The sequence below is a fragment of the Bacillus sp. S14(2024) genome, assembly GCF_050473785.1.
GTDB classification, from domain to species: Bacteria; Bacillota; Bacilli; order Bacillales; family Bacillaceae_G; genus Bacillus_A; species Bacillus_A yunxiaonensis.
Genome location: NZ_JBFLUP010000006.1, coordinates 1572243 through 1592346 on the forward strand (window position 1 = coordinate 1572243; position 20104 = coordinate 1592346).

General features: G+C 37.8%; 20 protein-coding genes. All 20 read left to right on the forward strand.

Annotated features, from left to right (window positions below; genetic code table 11):
• The first annotated feature begins 13 nt into the window (after nt 1-13).
• The 20 genes from fabD (at nt 14) to topA (ending at nt 20068) form a co-directional block, all read left to right on the forward strand.
• The gene (gene fabD / locus AB1279_RS08450) at nt 14-958 is read left to right on the forward strand and encodes an ACP S-malonyltransferase (protein ID WP_336483136.1); all 945 of its coding nucleotides are present in this window, start codon (nt 14-16) and stop codon (nt 956-958) included.
• The gene (gene fabG / locus AB1279_RS08455; RefSeq protein WP_429754186.1) at nt 958-1701 is read left to right on the forward strand and encodes a 3-oxoacyl-[acyl-carrier-protein] reductase; all 744 of its coding nucleotides are present in this window, start codon (nt 958-960) and stop codon (nt 1699-1701) included. Before fabD ends, fabG begins: the two co-directional genes overlap by 1 nt.
• A 154-nt stretch (nt 1702-1855) precedes the next feature.
• Nucleotides 1856-2089 carry an acyl carrier protein gene (gene acpP / locus AB1279_RS08460; protein WP_098309669.1) on the forward strand — a complete coding sequence of 78 codons (234 nt, stop codon included), beginning with the start codon at nt 1856-1858 and terminating at the stop codon, nt 2087-2089.
• A 60-nt stretch (nt 2090-2149) separates the two neighbouring features.
• Nucleotides 2150-2887, forward strand: coding sequence for a ribonuclease III (gene rnc / locus AB1279_RS08465; RefSeq protein WP_429754187.1), 738 nt, complete (start codon nt 2150-2152; stop codon nt 2885-2887).
• A 54-nt stretch (nt 2888-2941) separates the two neighbouring features.
• On the forward strand, nt 2942-6511 hold the full coding sequence (smc, locus tag AB1279_RS08470) for a chromosome segregation protein SMC (protein ID WP_429758408.1): 3570 nt from the start codon (nt 2942-2944) through the stop codon (nt 6509-6511).
• A gap of 15 nt (nt 6512-6526) precedes the next feature.
• A complete protein-coding gene (ftsY, locus tag AB1279_RS08475) occupies nt 6527-7516 on the forward strand; it encodes a signal recognition particle-docking protein FtsY (RefSeq protein WP_429754189.1) in 990 nt (329 codons plus the stop codon).
• 246 nt (nt 7517-7762) lie between these two features.
• Nucleotides 7763-8095: a putative DNA-binding protein gene (locus AB1279_RS08480; protein ID WP_154711789.1), complete on the forward strand. Its 333-nt coding sequence runs from the start codon at nt 7763-7765 to the stop codon at nt 8093-8095.
• A 12-nt stretch (nt 8096-8107) separates the two neighbouring features.
• A complete protein-coding gene (gene ffh / locus AB1279_RS08485; RefSeq protein ID WP_429754190.1) occupies nt 8108-9457 on the forward strand; it encodes a signal recognition particle protein in 1350 nt (449 codons plus the stop codon).
• Nucleotides 9458-9558: 101 nt separating this feature from the next.
• Nucleotides 9559-9831: a 30S ribosomal protein S16 gene (rpsP, locus tag AB1279_RS08490; RefSeq protein WP_090912726.1), complete on the forward strand. Its 273-nt coding sequence runs from the start codon at nt 9559-9561 to the stop codon at nt 9829-9831.
• A gap of 14 nt (nt 9832-9845) precedes the next feature.
• On the forward strand, nt 9846-10073 hold the full coding sequence (locus AB1279_RS08495; RefSeq protein ID WP_336483130.1) for a KH domain-containing protein: 228 nt from the start codon (nt 9846-9848) through the stop codon (nt 10071-10073).
• Between the two features lie 120 nt (nt 10074-10193).
• Nucleotides 10194-10709: a ribosome maturation factor RimM gene (gene rimM, locus AB1279_RS08500; protein WP_336483129.1), complete on the forward strand. Its 516-nt coding sequence runs from the start codon at nt 10194-10196 to the stop codon at nt 10707-10709.
• A complete protein-coding gene (gene trmD / locus AB1279_RS08505) occupies nt 10709-11443 on the forward strand; it encodes a tRNA (guanosine(37)-N1)-methyltransferase TrmD (protein WP_429758409.1) in 735 nt (244 codons plus the stop codon). The genes rimM and trmD overlap by 1 nt, the downstream gene beginning before the upstream one ends.
• Nucleotides 11444-11585: 142 nt before the next feature.
• Nucleotides 11586-11930: a 50S ribosomal protein L19 gene (rplS, locus tag AB1279_RS08510; RefSeq protein ID WP_035428999.1), complete on the forward strand. Its 345-nt coding sequence runs from the start codon at nt 11586-11588 to the stop codon at nt 11928-11930.
• 98 nt (nt 11931-12028) lie between these two features.
• The gene (gene lepB, locus AB1279_RS08515; RefSeq protein ID WP_429754193.1) at nt 12029-12580 is read left to right on the forward strand and encodes a signal peptidase I; all 552 of its coding nucleotides are present in this window, start codon (nt 12029-12031) and stop codon (nt 12578-12580) included.
• A gap of 22 nt (nt 12581-12602) precedes the next feature.
• Nucleotides 12603-13466 (forward strand): ribosome biogenesis GTPase YlqF, encoded by an 864-nt coding sequence (gene ylqF / locus AB1279_RS08520; protein WP_429754194.1) that lies wholly within the window; start codon nt 12603-12605, stop codon nt 13464-13466.
• A gap of 307 nt (nt 13467-13773) precedes the next feature.
• A complete protein-coding gene (locus tag AB1279_RS08525; protein ID WP_429754195.1) occupies nt 13774-14550 on the forward strand; it encodes a ribonuclease HII in 777 nt (258 codons plus the stop codon).
• Between the two features lie 192 nt (nt 14551-14742).
• Nucleotides 14743-15903 (forward strand): ADP-forming succinate--CoA ligase subunit beta, encoded by a 1161-nt coding sequence (gene sucC, locus AB1279_RS08530; RefSeq protein ID WP_253630209.1) that lies wholly within the window; start codon nt 14743-14745, stop codon nt 15901-15903.
• A 20-nt stretch (nt 15904-15923) separates the two neighbouring features.
• Nucleotides 15924-16826, forward strand: coding sequence for a succinate--CoA ligase subunit alpha (gene sucD / locus AB1279_RS08535; RefSeq protein WP_377883949.1), 903 nt, complete (start codon nt 15924-15926; stop codon nt 16824-16826).
• 89 nt (nt 16827-16915) lie between these two features.
• The gene (dprA, locus tag AB1279_RS08540) at nt 16916-17788 is read left to right on the forward strand and encodes a DNA-processing protein DprA (protein ID WP_429758410.1); all 873 of its coding nucleotides are present in this window, start codon (nt 16916-16918) and stop codon (nt 17786-17788) included.
• Nucleotides 17789-17989: 201 nt separating this feature from the next.
• Complete coding sequence (gene topA, locus AB1279_RS08545; protein WP_429754199.1) at nt 17990-20068, forward strand: type I DNA topoisomerase; 2079 nt, start codon at nt 17990-17992, stop codon at nt 20066-20068.
• Nucleotides 20069-20104: the final 36 nt, after the last annotated feature.

Consider the following 20104-nt stretch of genomic DNA (forward strand, 5'->3'; position numbering starts at 1 on the left):
AGGAGGGTTTGAAATGGGAAAACTGGCATTTCTTTTTCCAGGACAAGGTTCACAGGCAGTTGGAATGGGAAAACAATTAGCAGAAAGTCATGAAGAGGTTGCGAAAGTATTTCATCAGGCTGATGAAATTTTAAAAGATTCTCTTTCATCACTTATTTTTGAGGGGCCTCAAGAAACGTTGACGTTAACAACAAATGCACAGCCAGCATTATTAACGACAAGTATTGCAATTTTAAAGGCATTGGAGCAGTATGAGATTAAACCTGACTATGTTGCAGGACATAGTTTAGGTGAGTATAGTGCACTGGTAGCAGCGGGTGCTATGTCATTTGAAGATGGGGTATACGCTGTAAGAAAACGCGGTGAGTACATGGAAGAAGCTGTGCCAAATGGCGAAGGTGCAATGGCAGCTATTCTGGGAGCGGATCCAGATATGTTAAAGCAGGTGACCGAAGAGGTGACACAGGAAGGATATGCTGTACAAGTTGCGAATATGAACAGCACGAAGCAAATTGTCATTTCTGGAACGAAGCAAGGTGTGGAATTGGCTTCAGAAAGAGCGAAAGAAAATGGTGCAAAACGCGCAATTCCATTACGCGTTAGCGGTCCGTTTCATTCATCGCTTATGAAACCAGCGGCTGAGAAGTTTCGCGGTGTGTTAAATGAAATTTCAATTCAAGATGTGAAGGTTCCCGTTGTTGCAAATGTAACAGCAGATTGTATTACTCGTAAAGAGGATATTCAAGAAAAATTAATTGAACAACTCTATTCCCCTGTATTATGGTACCCATCCATTGAACGGATGGTAGAACTTGGTGTGGATACATTTATTGAAATTGGGCCTGGAAAGGTTTTAGCTGGTCTTATGAAATCAATCGCTCCATCTGCGAAAGTATATGCGATATATGATGAAGAGACGATGAAGGATACCATTTCAAAACTGAGAGGAGAAGGCTAATGTTATTAAAAGATAAAGTCGCATTAGTAACGGGAGCATCTCGCGGAATCGGTCGTGCAATTGCATTAGATTTAGCAAAACAAGGTGCGAAAGTAGTTGTAAACTATGCAGGAAACGAATTAAAAGCAAATGAAGTTGTGGATGAGATTAAAAAATTAGGATCAGAAGCAATTGCAGTAAAAGCAAATGTTGCTAGTAGCGAAGAAGTGACTGATATGGTAAAACAAACAGTTGATACATTTGGTCAAATTGATATTCTTGTAAATAACGCTGGTATTACGAAAGACAATTTACTAATGCGTATGAAAGAAGAAGAATGGGATGCTGTTATTGATACAAACTTAAAAGGTGTCTTTTTATGTACAAAAGCTGTATCTCGCTATATGATGCGTCAACGCCATGGTCGTATTATTAATATCGCCTCTGTTGTTGGGGTTACTGGAAACCCGGGTCAAGCAAACTACGTTGCAGCAAAAGCAGGTGTAATTGGGTTAACAAAAACTTCAGCAAAAGAGCTAGCAAGTCGTAATATTACAGTAAATGCAATTGCTCCTGGATTTATTGTAACAGATATGACAGATGTATTAGCAGAAGATGTGAAGAATGAAATGCTAAAATTAATCCCGATTGCAAAATTTGGAGAAGCAGAAGATATTTCAAATGCTGTAGCATTTTTAGCATCAGATGCGAGTCGTTATATCACTGGACAAACACTTCATGTTGACGGCGGTATGGTGATGTAAAAGGAAAAACTACAGAAATAGGTTGATTTCATCTAGCTTTTCTGTACAATATTAAATATAATGGCTTGAGAAGATCGGAAAAATAGTGATCTAATCTATAAATAAAATTAAAAAGTGATTGATTGTCAATACTCTTTAAAGGAGGTGAATGAATATGGCAGACGTTTTAGAGCGTGTAACGAAAATTATCGTTGATCGTCTAGGAGTAGACGAAACAGAGGTAACAACAGCTGCAAACTTTAAAGAAGATTTAGGTGCTGATTCTCTAGATGTAGTAGAACTTGTAATGCAACTAGAAGATGAGTTTGAAATGGAAATTTCTGATGAGGAAGCAGAAAAAATTGCTACTGTTGGCGATGCTGTGACTTACATAGAGAGTCATCTATAATGCTTGATGAAGTCCCGTTTATATACGGGGCTTTCTCAGCATATATATCTGGAGGGACCTATGCCGTACAGAAAGTATAGAGATAAGAAGTATGAAGCGAAATATCGCGAGGCTTTTAAAAAGTTTCAAGCGAAAATAGGTATTACATTTACAAATGAAAAATTGTTGATTCAGGCATTTACGCATTCATCGTATGTGAATGAGCATCGGAAAAAGCCACATGAAGATAATGAGCGTCTTGAATTTCTTGGTGATGCGGTATTAGAACTGACGGTTTCGCAATATTTGTTTCAAAAATATCCGACAATGAGCGAGGGAGAATTAACAAAACTTCGCGCGGCTATCGTATGTGAACCTTCTCTTGTTCGTTTTGCGAATGAGCTATCATTTGGTAATCTTGTCCTTTTAGGAAAAGGGGAAGAAATGACAGGAGGTCGCGAACGTCCAGCGTTATTAGCGGATGTCTTTGAAGCGTTTATTGGGGCACTTTACTTGGACCAAGGTTTAGACAAGGTATGGGGATTTTTAAAAGCAGTTGTTTATCCGAAAATTAATGAAGGTGCTTTTTCTCATGTGATGGATTTTAAGAGTCAACTACAAGAATTAATTCAGCGTGATGGTAGCGGTAATATAGAGTATCAAATTTTGCAAGAAAAAGGACCAGCCCATAATCGAGAGTTTGTATCGCGTGTTACATTAAACGGCGAAGCATTAGGACTTGGAAGTGGAAAGTCTAAGAAAGAGGCAGAACAACATGCCGCCCAAGAAGCGTTAGAAAAATTAAAAGAGCATTCATAGGAATCCCCCTTATACTTAGGGGGATTCCTTGTGCATAAAGGGGGAAGGTCTTTCGTGTTTTTAAAACGGTTAGAGATAGCAGGATTTAAATCTTTTGCAGAACGTGTATCGATTGACTTTGTACCAGGTGTAACATCTGTAGTAGGTCCAAATGGAAGTGGAAAAAGTAACATTACAGATGCCATTCGTTGGGTACTTGGTGAGCAATCTGTAAAGTCGCTGCGCGGTGCGAAAATGGAAGATATTATTTTTTCAGGCAGTGATACACGTAAAGCGTTGAATGTTGCTGAGGTAACATTAACATTAAATAATGAGGATCAGCGTTTGCCGATTGAATATAACGAAGTAAGTGTAACAAGACGAGTATATCGTTCAGGCGATAGTGATTTTCTGATTAACAAACAATCTTGTCGTTTAAAAGATATTGTAGATTTATTTATGGACTCTGGTATGGGACGTGAAGCATTTTCTATTATCAGCCAGGGGAAAGTAGAAGAGATTTTAAGTAGTAAATCAGAAGACCGCCGTAGTGTTTTTGAAGAAGCAGCTGGTGTACTGAAATATAAAATTCGTAAAAAGAAAGCGGAAGGGAAATTAGCGGAGACACAAGATAATTTAAATCGTGTAGAAGATATTATTCATGAATTGAGTGCTCAAGTTGAACCTCTTGAAAGACAAGCTTCTATTGCAAAAGATTATCTTGAGAAAAAAGAAGAATTAGAAAAAGTTGAAGCGGCATTAATTGTATATGAAATTGAAGAGTTACATGAAAAATGGGAAGCGCTTCGCGAGCAATTTAAACATAACAAAGATGAAGAAGTGAAATTATCAGCACATCTTCAAAAAAATGAAGCGGATTTAGAAGAAGTGCGTGGAAACGTACAAGCCATTGATGAATCTGTTCAATCTTTGCAAGAGGTTCTTCTTCTTTCTAGTAAAGAACTTGAAAAATTAGAAGGGCAACGTGAGCTGCTGAAAGAAAGAAAGCACAATGCGACAACGCATTGTGCACAGTTAGAAGCACTCATTCATGAATTAACAGACAAGGTTTCTGCATATGAAGGAAGTGTTGTGCAAGGAACTGACGAATTAATGAAATTAACAAATCATGTGAAAGAGTTAGAACAGAAACTGCATGATAGTGAAAGATTGTTGTCTACATATGTACAAAATTTAGATGAGCAAATCGAGTATTTAAAAGGTGATTATATTGAACTTTTAAATCAACAGGCAAGTTACCGAAATGAACTTTCTATGTTAGAGGAACAATTTAAACAAAGAGATTTCAAAAATCAGCGTCTTGACGAAGAAAATGAAAAATATGTGCAGATGCGCATAGAAATTGCGCAGAAAAAATCAACGTTCGTTGAAAAATATGAACATATAAAAGAGCAAATTACAAATCTGCTGTCAAGTATGCAGCAAACGGACATTGCACTTGGGAAATGTAAAGAACAATATAGCGAAAATGAGAGCAAGTTGTACCAAGCATATCAATATGTTCAACAAGCTCGTTCTCGTAAAGAAATGCTTGAAGAAATGCAAGTGGATTATTCGGGATTTTATCAAGGAGTTCGTGAAGTATTAAAGGCACGTGATAGCCAGTTGCATGGTATTGAAGGTGCAGTTGCAGAACTTCTGACTGTGCCGAAAAAATACGAAGTGGCAATGGAAATTGCGCTTGGAGCAGCAATGCAGCATATTGTTGTACAAACAGAAGAACATGCGCGCCGAGCAATTGCATTTTTAAAGCAAAATCGCCATGGACGTGCGACCTTTTTACCGCAAAGTGTAATTAAAGGGAGAGCACTTAATGCAGAGCAACTTCGTATTGTAAATCAGCACGCATCATTTATAGGAGTAGCATCAGAGCTTGTGCAGTACAATAATAAATATGAAAATGTTATTACAAATTTATTAGGTACGGTAATTGTTGCTCATGATTTAAAAGGAGCGAATGAATTAGCAAAGCAGCTACAATATCGTTATCGCATTGTTACATTAGAAGGTGACCTTGTAAATCCGGGGGGGTCAATGACGGGTGGTGCCGTGAAGCAAACGAATTCCTCTCTATTAGGACGTCAACGTGAATTAGAAGAGTGGAATGAAAAGTTGGCAGATATGGAAGAAAAGACGGCAAAATTAGAAAGCTACGTCAAAGCGCTAAAACAAGAAATACAAGAAAAAGAAGTGCAGATGAAAGAAATTCGACAAAGTGTCGATGAAAAGCGTGTAGATGAACAAAAATGCAAGGAAGAGATTAATCAGCTAGAACTAGAAGAGCATCGTATTAATGAGCGCTTATCTATTTATGATTTAGAGCTAGAAGGATTTTTGCAAGATCAAGTGAAGATACAAGGGCGGAAAACAGAGCTAGAAGAAACGCTTACTGAGCTGCAAGAAAAAATTATGCAACTTGATACAACAATTAAAGAATTAACGAAGCAAAAGAGTGAGCAACATTCTTCGAAAGAAAAAGTGCAGACAGAAATTACGGAGTTAAAAGTACAAGCAGCTGAAAAGCAACAACAATTATCAAATCAAAAAGAGACAGTAGACCGCTTCATGAAAGAACAAGATGAGACAAAAAAGAATCTTATAAAGACAAAAGAAGATTTAGCATTCTTGAAACAAGAAATGACATCGAATTCCAGTGGCGAAGAGCAAATTACAAGTATGATTCAAAAGAAAACCCACGATCGAAATCAAACAGTCGAACTAATTAGTTCACGCCGTGAGCAGCGTCTTGATTTACAAGGGCGACTAGAATATTTAGATTTAGAAGTAAAAGAAGCGAAACGTCAACATAAATATTTGCTCGATGTATTAAAAGATGAAGAAGTAAAAATCAATCGTTTAGACGTGGAGTTAGAAAATCGCTTGCAGCACTTACAAGAAACATATACCATTTCTTTCGAAGCTGCGAAACAAAAGTATACGATGACAATGTCTGGTGATGAAGCTCGTAAAAAAGTGAAATTAATTAAATTATCCATTGAAGAACTTGGAACAGTAAACTTAGGTTCGATTGATGAATACGAGCGCGTATCTGAGCGTCATACGTTCTTGCTAGAGCAGCGTGATGATTTGGAAGAGGCGAAAACAACACTGCATCAAGTAATTGATGAGATGGATGAGGAAATGAAAAAACGCTTTTCGTATACGTTCCAAGCAATTCGTACAGAATTCCAGCTTGTGTTTAGTGAATTATTTGGCGGAGGGCGAGCGGATTTAGTTATGACGAACCCGCAGGATTTATTAAATACAGGAATTGATATTGTTGCACAGCCACCAGGAAAGAAGTTGCAAAATTTAGGTCTTCTTTCTGGAGGAGAACGAGCATTAACAGCTATTGCATTACTGTTTAGTATTTTAAAGGTTCGTCCTGTACCGTTTTGTGTACTTGATGAGGTCGAAGCAGCGCTGGATGAAGCGAACGTTGCTCGTTTTGCGCAGTACTTGAGAAAGTTTAGTGATGAAACACAATTTATAGTCATTACACATCGAAAAGGAACGATGGAAGAATCAGATGTACTATATGGTGTAACGATGCAGGAATCTGGTGTTTCCAAGCTTGTATCTGTTCGTTTAGATGACGGAGCAGAAGTTGTGACAAGTGAATAGAGAGGATGGGAAAGAATGAGCTTTTTTAAAAAATTAAAAGAAAAAATTTCAAAGCAAACAGATACAGTAACAGAAAAGTTTAAACACGGTTTAGAGAAAACGAGAAACTCTTTTGCTGAAAAGGTAAATGACTTAGTATATCGTTATCGCAAGGTTGATGAAGATTTCTTCGAAGAGTTAGAAGAAATCTTAATTGGTGCGGATGTGGGTGTGTCCACAGTAATGGAATTAATTGACCAATTAAGAGATGAAGTGAAACGTCGTAATATCCAGGACCCAAGAGAAGTACAAGCTGTTATCTCTGAAAAATTAGTTGAGATTTACAAAGGCGATGGTAATTTTAATAATGAATTAAATGTACAAGATAACACATTGACGGTTATTTTATTTGTTGGGGTAAATGGTGTTGGGAAAACAACAACAATTGGAAAGATGGCTCATAAATTTAAAGCAGACGGCAAGTCTGTATTATTGGCGGCGGGTGATACATTCCGTGCCGGAGCGATTGAACAGCTAGAAGTATGGGGCGAACGTGTTGGTGTAGATGTAATTAAACAAGGATCAGGTTCTGATCCGGCAGCTGTTATGTACGATGCAATTCAGGCCGCAAAATCGCGAAAAGTTGATGTTTTATTATGCGATACAGCAGGTCGTTTGCAAAACAAAGTCAATTTAATGAAAGAGTTAGAGAAAGTAAAACGAGTAATTGAGCGTGAAATTCCAGGTGCTCCTCATGAAGTGTTACTTGTTATTGATGCGACAACTGGACAAAATGGTTTAAGTCAAGCAAAAACATTCCGCGAGGCGACAAATGTAACAGGAATTGTACTGACGAAATTAGATGGAACTGCTAAAGGTGGAATCGTATTAGCAATTCGTAATGAGATGGATGTACCGGTGAAGTTTGTCGGCCTTGGAGAAAAAATGGATGACTTGCAAGAATTTAACCCAGAACAATATGTATATGGACTATTTGCAGACTTTGTAGAAACAGAAGTAGAATAAAGTAAGGTTTTCATTAGTGAGAGACTTTATATGTTACTAATAGTTTGCTGAATTCCTCCATGCTCTTACGTATATCTAAGTAGGAAATGTTTTTGGTAGGTATGTGGTAAAAAAAGAAGAGGCGGTGCTTGCCGCTTCTTCTTTTTAAATTAAAATAAGATGTTAAGAAAAAAACTTGACACTCTTTTCTACTCCATGTAAACTAATTCATGTAAAGGTAATTCACTTAACAAAGGGTGATTCAACATGCTCGAAAAAACGACGAGAATGAATTATTTATTTGATTTTTATCATTCGTTGTTAACGCCAAAACAAAGAAGTTATATGTCACTTTACTATCTTGATGATCTCTCGCTTGGTGAAATTGCAGAAGAATTTGAAGTGAGCCGCCAAGCAGTGTATGATAACATTAAACGGACAGAAGCGATGCTTGAAGAATATGAAGAAAAGTTATTGTTACTTCAAAAGTTTCAAGAAAGGCAGCAACTTGTTGAAAAGTTAAAGCAGCTAATCAGCGAAGAAGAGCATGTAGATGAACAAGTGAAACAAGTTGTTGAAGCTATCGAAAATTTAGATTAGGAGGGCGGCAATATGGCATTTGAAGGATTAGCCGACCGACTTCAACAGACAATGCAAAAAATTCGCGGCAAAGGGAAAGTAACTGAAGCCGACGTAAAAGAAATGATGAGAGAAGTTCGTCTTGCTCTTTTAGAGGCAGACGTTAACTTTAAAGTAGTAAAAGATTTTGTTAAGCGTGTGTCTGAACGTGCTGTCGGACAAGATGTAATGAAAAGTTTAACACCTGGACAGCAAGTTATTAAAGTAGTACAGGAAGAACTTACAGAATTAATGGGTGGAGAGCAAAGTAAAATTGCTGTCTCTAACCGTCCGCCAACTGTTATTATGATGGTTGGTTTGCAGGGTGCAGGTAAAACGACGACAACAGGTAAGCTTGCGAATTTGCTTCGTAAAAAGCATAATCGTAAACCGATGTTGGTCGCGGCTGATATTTATCGCCCAGCAGCAATTAAACAGCTTGAAACACTTGGTAAGCAATTGGATATGCCAGTTTTCTCTTTAGGAGATAAGGTAAGTCCTGTTGAAATTGCAAAGCAAGCGATTGCGAAAGCTAAAGAAGATCACCATGATTATGTTCTGATTGATACAGCAGGTCGTCTGCATATTGATGAGGAGCTCATGGCTGAATTAGCACAAGTTAAAGAAGTAGCCAATCCGGATGAAATTTTCCTTGTTGTTGATGCAATGACAGGACAAGATGCGGTAAATGTGGCTCAAAGCTTCCATGAACAGCTTGGTTTAACAGGTGTCGTATTAACAAAATTAGATGGTGATACGCGCGGAGGTGCAGCACTATCTATTAAAGCTGTTACAAACACACCGATTAAATTTGCTGGTATGGGTGAGAAATTAGATGCATTAGAGGTATTCCACCCAGAACGTATGGCATCTCGTATTTTAGGTATGGGTGATGTTCTAACGTTAATTGAAAAGGCGCAGGCGACAGTTGATGAAGAAAAAGCAAGAGAACTTGAGCAAAAAATGCGTACACTTTCCTTTACGTTGGATGATTTTCTAGAGCAATTAGGACAAGTGCGTCAATTGGGACCGCTTGATGAACTTCTTAATATGCTTCCTGGTGCCGGGAAAATTAAGGGATTAAAAAATGTTCAAGTTGACGAAAAGCAAATTGGACACATTGAAGCGATTATTCGCTCAATGACGAAATTAGAGCGTGAACAACCGGAAATGATTAACGCCAGTCGTAAGAAACGTATCGCTAAAGGTAGCGGTACAACTGTACAAGAGATCAATCGTCTTTTGAAACAATTTGAAGATATGAAAAAGATGATGAAAACGATGTCTGGTATGCAAAAAGGTAAGAAAAAAGGACTAGGCGGCTTGAAGTTTCCATTTATGTAAGGAAAAAAAGATGGCTCTGTTAAGAAAAAATACTTTACAAAGGGTCACTCTTTTTGCTAATATTATTATCTGTGTGAAATATATTCGGAGGTGCTTTATAAATGGCAGTTAAAATTCGTTTAAAACGTATGGGAGCTAAAAAATCTCCTTTCTATCGTGTAGTTGTTGCAGATTCTCGTTCTCCTCGTGACGGACGTTTCATCGAGGAAATCGGAACTTACAATCCAGTTGCTCAACCAGCTGAAGTTAAAATCAACGAAGAAGCAGCATTAAAATGGTTAGGAAACGGTGCGAAACCATCTGATACAGTTCGTAACCTGTTCTCTAAACAAGGTATCATGGAGAAATTCCACTTATCTAAACAAGGTAAGTAATTCGAACAATGGCTATGACAGGGTTAATCGAAACAATTGTTAAACCCCTTGTGGATCATCCTGAAGATGTAAAGGTTACACAGGAACTGTACAACGGAGAGATGAAGTATCGATTAATCGTACATCCTGAGGATGTGGGTAAAGTCATTGGGAAACAAGGGCGAGTTGCAAAAGCAATTCGAACGATCTTATATGCAGCGGGACATCATCAAAATGAGAAAGTAACGCTGGAAATTCAATAAGCATAAAAAGGGCGAGGATCTGTTCCTCACCCTTTTTTAACATTTTAAGATAAATCGCATCTTCAGCAAAGAGAATGGAGATGCTAACGACATATAACAAACAGGGGTGACGTGCTGTTTATGACAAAATGGTTTAATGTAGGGAAAATTGTAAATACTCAAGGTGTTAAAGGAGAGGTACGTGTAATCTCTCGGACAGATTTTCCGGAAGAGCGCTATAAAGTAGGAAACATATTATACATATGGCAAGAGAAAGTGGCTGAGCCACTAGCTGTAAAGGTAACTTCTCATCGTCAGCATAAATCTTTTGATTTACTGACATTTGAAGGTTATAACAATATAAATGAAGTAGAGCAATTGAAAGGCTCTTTATTAAAAGTCCCAGAGGAGCAGCTTGGAGAATTGCCTGAAGGAGAATATTATTATCACGAAATTATTGGTTGTACCGTTGTAACGGAAGACGGAGAAACAATTGGTACGATTAAAGAAATTCTTTCTCCTGGCGCAAACGACGTTTGGGTCATCAAACAACCAAAAGGCCAAGATGTTTTAATCCCATATATCGAGGAAGTTGTCTTACAAGTAAACATTGATGAAAAGCTTGTAACCATTCAAGTAATGGAAGGATTACTGTAATGAAAATCGATATTTTAACATTGTTTCCAGAAATGTTTACGGGTGTTTTTGGTTCTTCTATATTGAGAAAAGCACAAGAAAAAGAAGCTGTACAGCTAAGAGTTGTAAACTTTCGTGATTATTCAACTAATAAACATAATAGTGTCGATGATTATCCGTATGGCGGGGGAGCTGGAATGGTGTTGACACCACAGCCGATTTTTGATGCGGTAGAACAGCTTACGAAGGAAACAGAGCGTAAACCACGTGTTGTGTTAATGTGTCCGCAAGGAGAGCGTTTTACGCAAAAGAAAGCTGAAGAGTTAGCGCAAGAAGAACATGTAATTTTTATTTGTGGTCATTATGAAGGGTATGATGAGCGTGTTCGCGAGCATCTTGTAACAGATGAAATTTCAATAGGAGATTATGTATTAACAGGCGGAGAGCTGGCATCTATGGTTATTACAGATAGTGTTGTCCGTCTATTGCCTGATGTCCTAGGAAATCAGCAATCGCAAATAGAAGATTCATTTAGTACAGGCTTACTCGAGCACCCGCATTATACAAGACCAGCGGATTTTCGTGGAATGAAAGTACCGGATGTACTTATATCTGGTAATCATAAATATATTGAAGAATGGCGTCATAAAGAATCACTTCGCCGCACGTATATGCGCCGTCCTGACTTATTAGAGGAACGTAGTTTATCAAAACAAGAAGAAAAATGGTTAGCAGAATTTAAAGAAGAGAAGTAAAAAAATGCTATTGCAACAGAACGAGCAATATGCTATTATAACACTTGTGCTACTTATAGAGAGTAGCCGTTAACAACGGTGTTCCGCTGCAATTTATGAAATGACTTTGCATGAGCATCTGTTTGGAAGGAGAGAATTGAATATGCAACAATTAATCGCAGAAATTACAAAAAATCAATTAAAAACTGATTTACCTTCATTCCGTCCTGGTGACACTTTACGTGTACACGTAAAAGTAGTAGAGGGTACTCGTGAGAGAATTCAGATTTTTGAAGGTGTTGTAATTAAACGTCGTGGTGGCGGAATTAGCGAAACATTCACAGTTCGTAAGATTTCTTACGGTGTAGGTGTTGAACGTACATTCCCAGTTCACACGCCAAGAATCGCGAAAATCGAAGTACTTCGCCGTGGTAAAGTACGTCGTGCTAAGTTATACTACTTACGCAACCTTCGCGGTAAAAAAGCACGTATTAAAGAAATTCGATAAGACATGTATGGGAGCTTGTATTTGCAAGCTCCCTTTTTCCAATCTGGCTGTATATTGCTCGTATACAAACAGCTTACATAATTGTGGAGGGGAACCGCATGACGAAACAAAAAAGTACGCTTTGGGAATGGATAAAAGCCATTTTGATCGCTGTTGTTTTAGCTTGGGTTATTAGACAGTTTTTCTTTGCCCCGATTCTTGTAGATGGTGTATCTATGTCACCAACTCTTCATGATCGTGATCGAATGATTGTCAACAAAATTGGGTACCACATTGGAGAACCGAAACGCTTTGATATTATTGTGTTTCAAGCAACGGAAGATAAAGATTACATTAAACGTGTTATTGGTTTGCCGGGTGATCAGGTAGAATATCGAAATGACACACTCTATATTAACGGAAAGCCGTATAAAGAGCCGTATTTAGATGAGGAAAAAAAGCAGCTTTCTGAAGGTCCTCTAACATATGATTTTAAGCTTGAAGAAATTACAGGGAAGACAACAGTTCCAAAAGGGCAATTATTTGTATTAGGAGACAATCGCCGTTTTAGTAAAGATAGTCGTACAATTGGAACAGTTTCAATGGACCAAGTGATTGGGAAAGCTAATATGTTATATTGGCCATTAAAAGATGCTCGTATTGTAAAATGAACGTAGAAAAGAAGGTGGAAATATGGTAATTCAATGGTTTCCAGGTCATATGGCCAAAGCAAGGCGACAAGTAACAGAAAAGTTAAAATTAATTGATGTTGTAATTGAACTTGTTGATGCAAGATTGCCATTATCATCACGAAATCCGATGATTGATGAAATTATTACGCATAAGCCAAGGCTAGTCGTTTTAAATAAAGCAGATATGGCAGATGATCGTGTAACAAAGGCATGGATTGCGTATTTTGAGGAAAAAGGTCATAAAGCAATTTCTATTAATGCACAAGCTGGACAAGGTATGAAAGAAATTACAGCAGCATGTAAGGAGCTTGTGAAAGAAAAATTTGATAAGATGGTTGCAAAAGGTATTAAACCGCGAGCAATTCGCGCTTTAATTGTTGGTATTCCGAATGTTGGAAAATCAACATTAATTAATAAATTAGCAAAGAAAAATATTGCAAAAACAGGCGATCGTCCGGGTGTAACGACTGCACAGCAGTGGATTAAAGTAGGAAAAGAAATGGAATTACTAGATACACCGGGTATTTTGTGGCCGAAATTTGAAGATGAAATGGTTGGACTTCGTCTTGCAACGACTGGTGCAATTAAAGATTCGATTTTAAATTTACAAGATGTGGCTGTATATGCACTTCGATTTATGGAGAAACAGTACCCAGAACGTTTGAAAGAGCGTTATAAGTTAAATGACATTCCAGAAGATATTGTGGAATTATTTGACGCAATTGGAAAGAATAGAGGCTGTTTAATGGGTGGGGGACTTGTTGATTATGACAAAACATCAGAACTTGTTCTTCGTGAGCTTCGTGGTGGTAAACTTGGGAAAATGACCTTTGAAACACCAGAAGAAACAATAGAAGAAGCGTAAAGTGAAACTTCTATCAGTTGGAATTGTCTTCATCCTCCGCTGATGGAAAGCTCTCACCAATCGGGCACATACCAGCAGTTAGTCCTCACCTATCATCTTGGCTACTCTCTGAAATTTGAGGTGGGGGAAGCGGCATAAAGCCGGACTTCTAGTTGGTTCGTTGCATTCATTGAATTTTTACTGGTAGTTATTTTAAGCTCGGTGTCTTTCATTCTGCTGAATACAGAGATAAGGCTTGCTACTTGTTAAACGGGAAAGAAAAGGCGCGCTTTTGCACGCCTTTTCTTATTTGGAGGAGGAACTGCGTATGTCTAAAAAACAAACAATTCAAGAAATAGAAGCTCTATTACAAGAAGTTGTACAAGAAGACGACGAGCGTTTTGTTATGTTATTAGAAGACGAACGAAAAGGTGTGCAAAGACTCATTACAAAATGGAAAAAACAAAAAGGGGATAAAGAAAAAGAAAAACAAAAATTTATTGAGATGTCGATTTATGAAAGTGCGCTCCGTCAAAAAGGAATTGTATCTATTGCGGGTATTGATGAAGTGGGAAGAGGACCGTTAGCAGGACCTGTTGTTACTGCTGCTGTTGTGCTTCCGGAGGATTTCTATATACCAGGTTTAAATGATTCGAAAAAGTTGAGTGAGGCGAAGCGTGAGCGGTTTTATGATGAAATTCAAGAGAAGGCATTAGCAATCGGGATTGGGATTATCCCACCTAATGTAATTGATGAAATAAATATTTACCAAGCGACGAAACAAGCGATGTTAGATGCTGTTGCAAATTTATCTTGTACGCCAGAACATTTACTAATTGATGCGATGGAACTTCCTACTTCAATTCCTCAAACGTCTATTATTAAAGGAGATGCGAAAAGCATTTCTATTTCGGCTGCATCTGTAATTGCGAAAGTAACGCGTGATCGTATGATGAAGGAGCTTGGAAAACGATATCCGCAGTATGGATTTGAGCAACATATGGGTTATGGAACGAAACAGCATTTACAGGCGATTGAAACTTACGGTGTGTTAGATGAACATCGAAAATCGTTTGCTCCAATTAAAGATATGATAAAAAAATAAGCTAATCTACAGCTTATTTTTTTATTTTTGTATATTAACATTACTATTTTTAAAAAAAGAATAAAGCGATTTCAGTTTTCTGACACTTTATTGTAGACAGCGTGGCAATCATTTTATACAATGACTAATGTAGTGTTTAAAAACATTAAAAAACTTTTCGAGTAAAACAGGAAAATAGGGGAGGATGGGACCATGAATATCCACGAGTATCAGGGGAAAGAAGTCCTTAGAAACTATGGGGTAAGCGTTCCGAACGGGAAGGTTGCCTTTACAGTAGAAGAAGCTGTAGAAGCAGCGAAAGAATTAGGAACGAGTGTATGTGTAGTAAAAGCACAAATTCATGCTGGCGGACGCGGCAAAGCCGGCGGTGTAAAAGTAGCGAAGAACTTAGATGAAGTTCGTACATATGCAGAGGAAATTCTGGGGAAAACGCTTGTAACTCATCAAACAGGTCCTGAAGGTAAAGAAGTAAAGCGCTTACTTATCGAAGAAGGATGCGACATTAAAAAAGAATATTATGTTGGTCTTGTATTAGATCGTGCAACTTCTCAAGTTGTATTAATGGCGTCTGAAGAAGGCGGCACAGAAATTGAAGAAGTAGCAGAGAAAACACCAGAAAAAATCTTTAAAGAATATATTGATCCAGCGGTAGGTTTACAAGGCTTCCAAGCGCGTCGTATTGCATTTAATATCAATATTCCAAATGAGCTTGTTGGACAAGCTGTGAAGTTTATGATGGGCTTATACCGTGCGTTTATTGAAAAAGATTGCTCTATCGCAGAAATTAACCCGCTTGTTACAACAGGCGACGGAAAAGTTATGGCGTTAGATGCAAAATTAAACTTCGATTCTAATGCTTTATATCGTCATAAAGATATTTTAGAACTTCGTGATCTTGATGAAGAAGATCCAAAAGAAGTGGAAGCTTCTAAATATGACTTAAACTACATTTCATTAGATGGAAATATCGGTTGTATGGTAAACGGTGCTGGACTAGCGATGGCAACGATGGATATCATTAAACACTATAGCGGTGACCCAGCTAACTTCTTAGATGTTGGTGGCGGCGCTACAGCTGAAAAAGTTACAGAAGCTTTCAAAATTATTCTTTCTGACAAAAATGTAAAAGGTATTTTTGTTAACATTTTCGGTGGAATTATGAAATGTGATGTAATTGCAGAAGGTGTTATCGAAGCAACGAAACAAGTGGGCCTTGAATTACCGCTTGTAGTTCGTCTTGAAGGTACAAATGTGGAATTAGGAAAGAAAATTTTAAATGAATCTGGTTTAAATATTGTTGCAGCAGAATCTATGGCAGACGGTGCACAAAAAATTGTTTCACTAGTAGGCTAATAGAAAGCGGGGGAGAAGAAATGAGCGTATTAGTTAATAAAGATACAAAAGTTATTGTACAAGGTATTACAGGTTCTCAAGGTTTATTCCATACAAAACAAATGATTGAATATGGTACAAAAATCGTCGGTGGTGTAACGCCTGGTAAAGGTGGTACTGAAATCGAAGGTGTACCAGTATTTAATACAGTAGAAGACGCTGTAAAAGCAACGGGTGCAAACGCTTCTGTTGTGTACGTTCCACCTGCTTTTGCTGCTGATGCAATTATGGAAGCTGTTGATGCGGAGCTTGATTTAGTAGTATGTATTACAGAGGGTATCCCTGTATTAGACATGGTAAATGTTAAGAAATACATGGAAGGTAAGAAAACACGTCTTCTTGGACCAAACTGCCCAGGTGTTATTACGCCAGATGAGTGTAAGATTGGTATTATGCCAGGATACATTCATAAAAAAGGTCATGTAGGTATCGTATCTCGTTCAGGTACGTTAACATATGAAGCTGTACATCAATTAACACAAGAAGGAATCGGCCAATCAACAGCAGTTGGTATCGGTGGTGACCCTGTAAATGGTACAAACTTCATCGATGCATTAAAAGCATTCAACGAAGATGAAGAAACACATGCTGTTATTATGATTGGTGAAATTGGTGGAACAGCAGAAGAAGAAGCTGCTGAGTGGGTAAAAGCGAACATGACGAAACCTGTTGTTGGCTTTATCGGTGGTCAAACAGCACCTCCAGGAAAACGCATGGGCCATGCTGGTGCGATTATTTCTGGTGGTAAAGGTACAGCTGCTGAAAAAATCAAAACAATGGAAGCATGTGGTATTAAAGTTGCTGAAACACCAGCTGTTATGGGTGAAACTTTAATTTCTGTTTTAAAAGAAAAAGGTTTATTTGAAACTTGTAAAAATTATTAATAGTTTAGAAAGACACCTTCTGTAAAAGAGGGTGTCTTTTATACCTTTCATTGTTTACATAATATTAATTATGGGTAAGGAGAATAAATATGAAACGTGAGAGATTGTTACATCTTCACTACTGTTTGGCGGATCAGTGGAAAGTACTCCGGCGTTTACTTTATATCGATCCTCAGTTAACTGACATTTATTCCTTTCAAGTTCCTCAAATTGAAAAATATCTTGGGCTGTCTATGCAAAAAGCCTCTGCACTTTTTTGTTATCTTCAAAAAACACATCCTTCTTTCTGTATTCAAAAATTACAAGATGAACACATTTTTTATATAACGATATGGGATGATGACTATCCGAATTTATTGCGCGAAATTCCTGATCCTCCGTTTGTTTTATATGGAAAGGGAAAAAAAGAATTGCTACAACAGGCAAAAAAAATAGCTGTTGTTGGGACGAGAAACCCGTCTTTATATGGAAAAGGCAACATACAATCTATTTTACAACCGCTTATGAAAAATGAATGGTTAATTGTGAGTGGGCTTGCAAGTGGCATTGATACAATTGCGCATGAAATTGCCGTAGAGCACCGTTTTGCGACAATTGCAGTATTAGGACACGGCTTACAATATATGTATCCAAAGAAGAATCAATCTTTTTATGAAAAATGGAAAGAACAAATCGTACTTGTAACGGAGTATCCCCCGCATTATGCACCGCAAAAATGGTATTTTCCGAGGCGAAATCGTATTATAAGTGGACTTTGTCAAGGTGTTCTCGTAGTAGAAGCGAAAGCTCGGAGTGGTTCTCTTATTACAGCGGACTTTGCTTTAGAACAAAATAGAGAAGTGTTTGCTTTGCCGGGACCCAACTATATTGAGAGTGCAATTGGAACGAATCAGCTCATCCAGCAAGGGGCGAAATTAGTTCAATGTGCCAAAGATGTGATAGAAGAACTTTCAAATTGCTAGTATATTTCATGTTTTTATTAAACAATTATTGACAAATAGTAGATTGTCACTGTATGTTATATTCATTGTTGATTGACAAAAATGAGGGAAATCAATAATATTAGTCAATAATCCATCCAAAAAGTTTTAGGAACTTTGAGGAAGGAGCATCTGTGTAAGTGAAGATGAAGACTTGAATCCACCTCTTAAGGAGGCACTAGCATGTCAGATTACCTTGTAATCGTGGAGTCGCCTTCTAAGGCGAAAACGATTGAAAAATATTTAGGGAAAAAATACAAAGTAGTCGCGTCTATGGGCCATGTTCGCGATTTACCTAAAAGCCAAATGGGAATAGAAGTGAAAAATAATTTTACTCCCAAATATATTACCATTCGTGGTAAAGGGCCTGTTTTAAAAGATTTGAAGACAGCGGCAAAAAAAGCAAAAAAAGTCTATCTCGCAGCCGATCCAGATCGCGAAGGAGAAGCGATTGCTTGGCATTTAGCTAATACGCTGAATGTAGATGTAGAATCAGATTGCCGTGTTGTATTCAATGAAATTACAAAAGATGCCATTAAAGAATCTTTTAAACATCCTCGTGCGATTAATATGGATTTAGTGGATGCGCAGCAAGCAAGACGCGTGCTTGACCGACTTGTCGGTTATAACATTAGTCCTTTATTATGGAAGAAAGTAAAAAAAGGATTAAGTGCAGGCCGTGTGCAGTCTGTTGCAGTACGCTTAATTATAGAGCGCGAAAAAGAAATTCAAGCGTTTATACCAGAAGAATTCTGGACGATTAAAACTGAATTTGTAAAAGGAAAAGAGACGTTTGAAGCATCCTTCTATGGAATAAACGGGGAAAAAGTAGAGTTAACAAATGAACAGCAAGTAAATGAAGTTATTGAAAAAATGCAAGGGAATGCATTTTCAGTTGAAAGTGTAACGAAAAAAGAACGAAAACGTAATCCTGCATTACCATTTACGACATCTTCTCTGCAACAAGAAGCTGCGAGAAAGTTAAATATGCGAGCAAAGAAAACGATGATGCTTGCACAGCAGCTTTATGAAGGAATTGACATTGGAAAGCAAGGAACGGTCGGATTAATTACATATATGAGAACAGATTCAACGAGAATTTCAGAAACAGCGCAGCAAGAAGCACGTTCTTATATTGAAGAAGCATTTGGGGCAGACTACATAGGGACACAAAAAAAGAAAGAGTCGAAAAATGCAAATGCACAAGATGCGCATGAAGCGATTCGCCCTTCATCTGTTTTGCGTAAACCAGATGAATTAAAAAGCTGTTTGAGCCGTGACCAATATCGTTTATACAAACTGATTTGGGAGCGATTTGTTGCAAGTCAGATGGCATCTGCTATAATGGATACCGTTACAGCTACATTGATAAACAATTCTGTTCAATTTCGTGCGAATGGATCTGTTGTGAAATTCCCAGGATTTATGAAAGTATATGTGGAAGCAAAAGATGATGGAGCTGAAGAGAAGGATAGAATGTTACCTAAGTTGGACATAGGAGAAACAGTTTTTTCTAAAGATGTCGAACCGAAACAACATTTCACTCAGCCACCACCACGTTATACAGAGGCGCGTTTAGTAAAAACGTTAGAGGAACTTGGAATTGGTAGACCATCTACATATGTACCGACGCTAGAAACGATTCAAAAACGTGGATATGTAGGGTTAGACAATAAGAGATTTATTCCGACTGAGCTTGGCGAAATTGTAATTGAACTTATTTTAGAGTTTTTCCCAGAAATTATTAATATCGAGTTTACAGCTAATATGGAGCAAAATCTTGATGAAGTAGAAGAGGGAAAAGCAAATTGGGTACAAATTGTTGATGATTTCTACAAAGAGTTTGAACCGCGTTTAGAGAAAGCGGAGAAAGAAATGCGCGAAATAGAAATTAAAGATGAGCCTGCCGGAGAAGATTGTGAGCTGTGCGGTAACCCAATGGTCTTCAAAATGGGTAAATTCGGAAAATTTATGGCTTGTTCTAATTTCCCAGATTGCCGAAATACAAAACCGATTGTTAAAGAAATCGGTGTTACATGTCCGAAGTGTAACGAAGGACAAATTATTGAGCGTCGAAGTAATAAAAAGAAACGTCTTTTTTACGGCTGCGGCACATATCCTGAGTGCGACTTTGTTTCTTGGGATAAGCCAATTGGCCGGAAATGTCCAAAGTGTGAAGGGATGCTTGTTGAGAAGAAGTTGAAAAAAGGCGTTCAAGTACAGTGTATTTCTTGTGATTATGAAGAAGAACAACAAATGTGAGCCTACCAGCTCACATTTTTTTCGGGAAATGAAAAA

Excerpts from the sequence above, each read along its gene's own strand:
- fabD (WP_336483136.1), top strand. The coding sequence starts at position 14 with ATGGGAAAACTGGCATTTCTTTTTCCAGGACAAGGTTCACAGGCAGTT.
- fabG (WP_429754186.1), top strand. The coding sequence starts at position 958 with ATGTTATTAAAAGATAAAGTCGCATTAGTAACGGGAGCATCTCGCGGA.
- acpP (WP_098309669.1), top strand. The coding sequence starts at position 1,856 with ATGGCAGACGTTTTAGAGCGTGTAACGAAAATTATCGTTGATCGTCTA.
- rnc (WP_429754187.1), top strand. The coding sequence starts at position 2,150 with ATGCCGTACAGAAAGTATAGAGATAAGAAGTATGAAGCGAAATATCGC.
- ftsY (WP_429754189.1), top strand. The coding sequence starts at position 6,527 with ATGAGCTTTTTTAAAAAATTAAAAGAAAAAATTTCAAAGCAAACAGAT.
- AB1279_RS08480 (WP_154711789.1), top strand. The coding sequence starts at position 7,763 with ATGCTCGAAAAAACGACGAGAATGAATTATTTATTTGATTTTTATCAT.
- ffh (WP_429754190.1), top strand. The coding sequence starts at position 8,108 with ATGGCATTTGAAGGATTAGCCGACCGACTTCAACAGACAATGCAAAAA.
- rpsP (WP_090912726.1), top strand. The coding sequence starts at position 9,559 with ATGGCAGTTAAAATTCGTTTAAAACGTATGGGAGCTAAAAAATCTCCT.
- AB1279_RS08495 (WP_336483130.1), top strand. The coding sequence starts at position 9,846 with ATGACAGGGTTAATCGAAACAATTGTTAAACCCCTTGTGGATCATCCT.
- rimM (WP_336483129.1), top strand. The coding sequence starts at position 10,194 with ATGACAAAATGGTTTAATGTAGGGAAAATTGTAAATACTCAAGGTGTT.
- trmD (WP_429758409.1), top strand. The coding sequence starts at position 10,709 with ATGAAAATCGATATTTTAACATTGTTTCCAGAAATGTTTACGGGTGTT.
- rplS (WP_035428999.1), top strand. The coding sequence starts at position 11,586 with ATGCAACAATTAATCGCAGAAATTACAAAAAATCAATTAAAAACTGAT.
- lepB (WP_429754193.1), top strand. The coding sequence starts at position 12,029 with ATGACGAAACAAAAAAGTACGCTTTGGGAATGGATAAAAGCCATTTTG.
- ylqF (WP_429754194.1), top strand. The coding sequence starts at position 12,603 with ATGGTAATTCAATGGTTTCCAGGTCATATGGCCAAAGCAAGGCGACAA.
- AB1279_RS08525 (WP_429754195.1), top strand. The coding sequence starts at position 13,774 with ATGTCTAAAAAACAAACAATTCAAGAAATAGAAGCTCTATTACAAGAA.
- sucC (WP_253630209.1), top strand. The coding sequence starts at position 14,743 with ATGAATATCCACGAGTATCAGGGGAAAGAAGTCCTTAGAAACTATGGG.
- sucD (WP_377883949.1), top strand. The coding sequence starts at position 15,924 with ATGAGCGTATTAGTTAATAAAGATACAAAAGTTATTGTACAAGGTATT.
- dprA (WP_429758410.1), top strand. The coding sequence starts at position 16,916 with ATGAAACGTGAGAGATTGTTACATCTTCACTACTGTTTGGCGGATCAG.
- topA (WP_429754199.1), top strand. The coding sequence starts at position 17,990 with ATGTCAGATTACCTTGTAATCGTGGAGTCGCCTTCTAAGGCGAAAACG.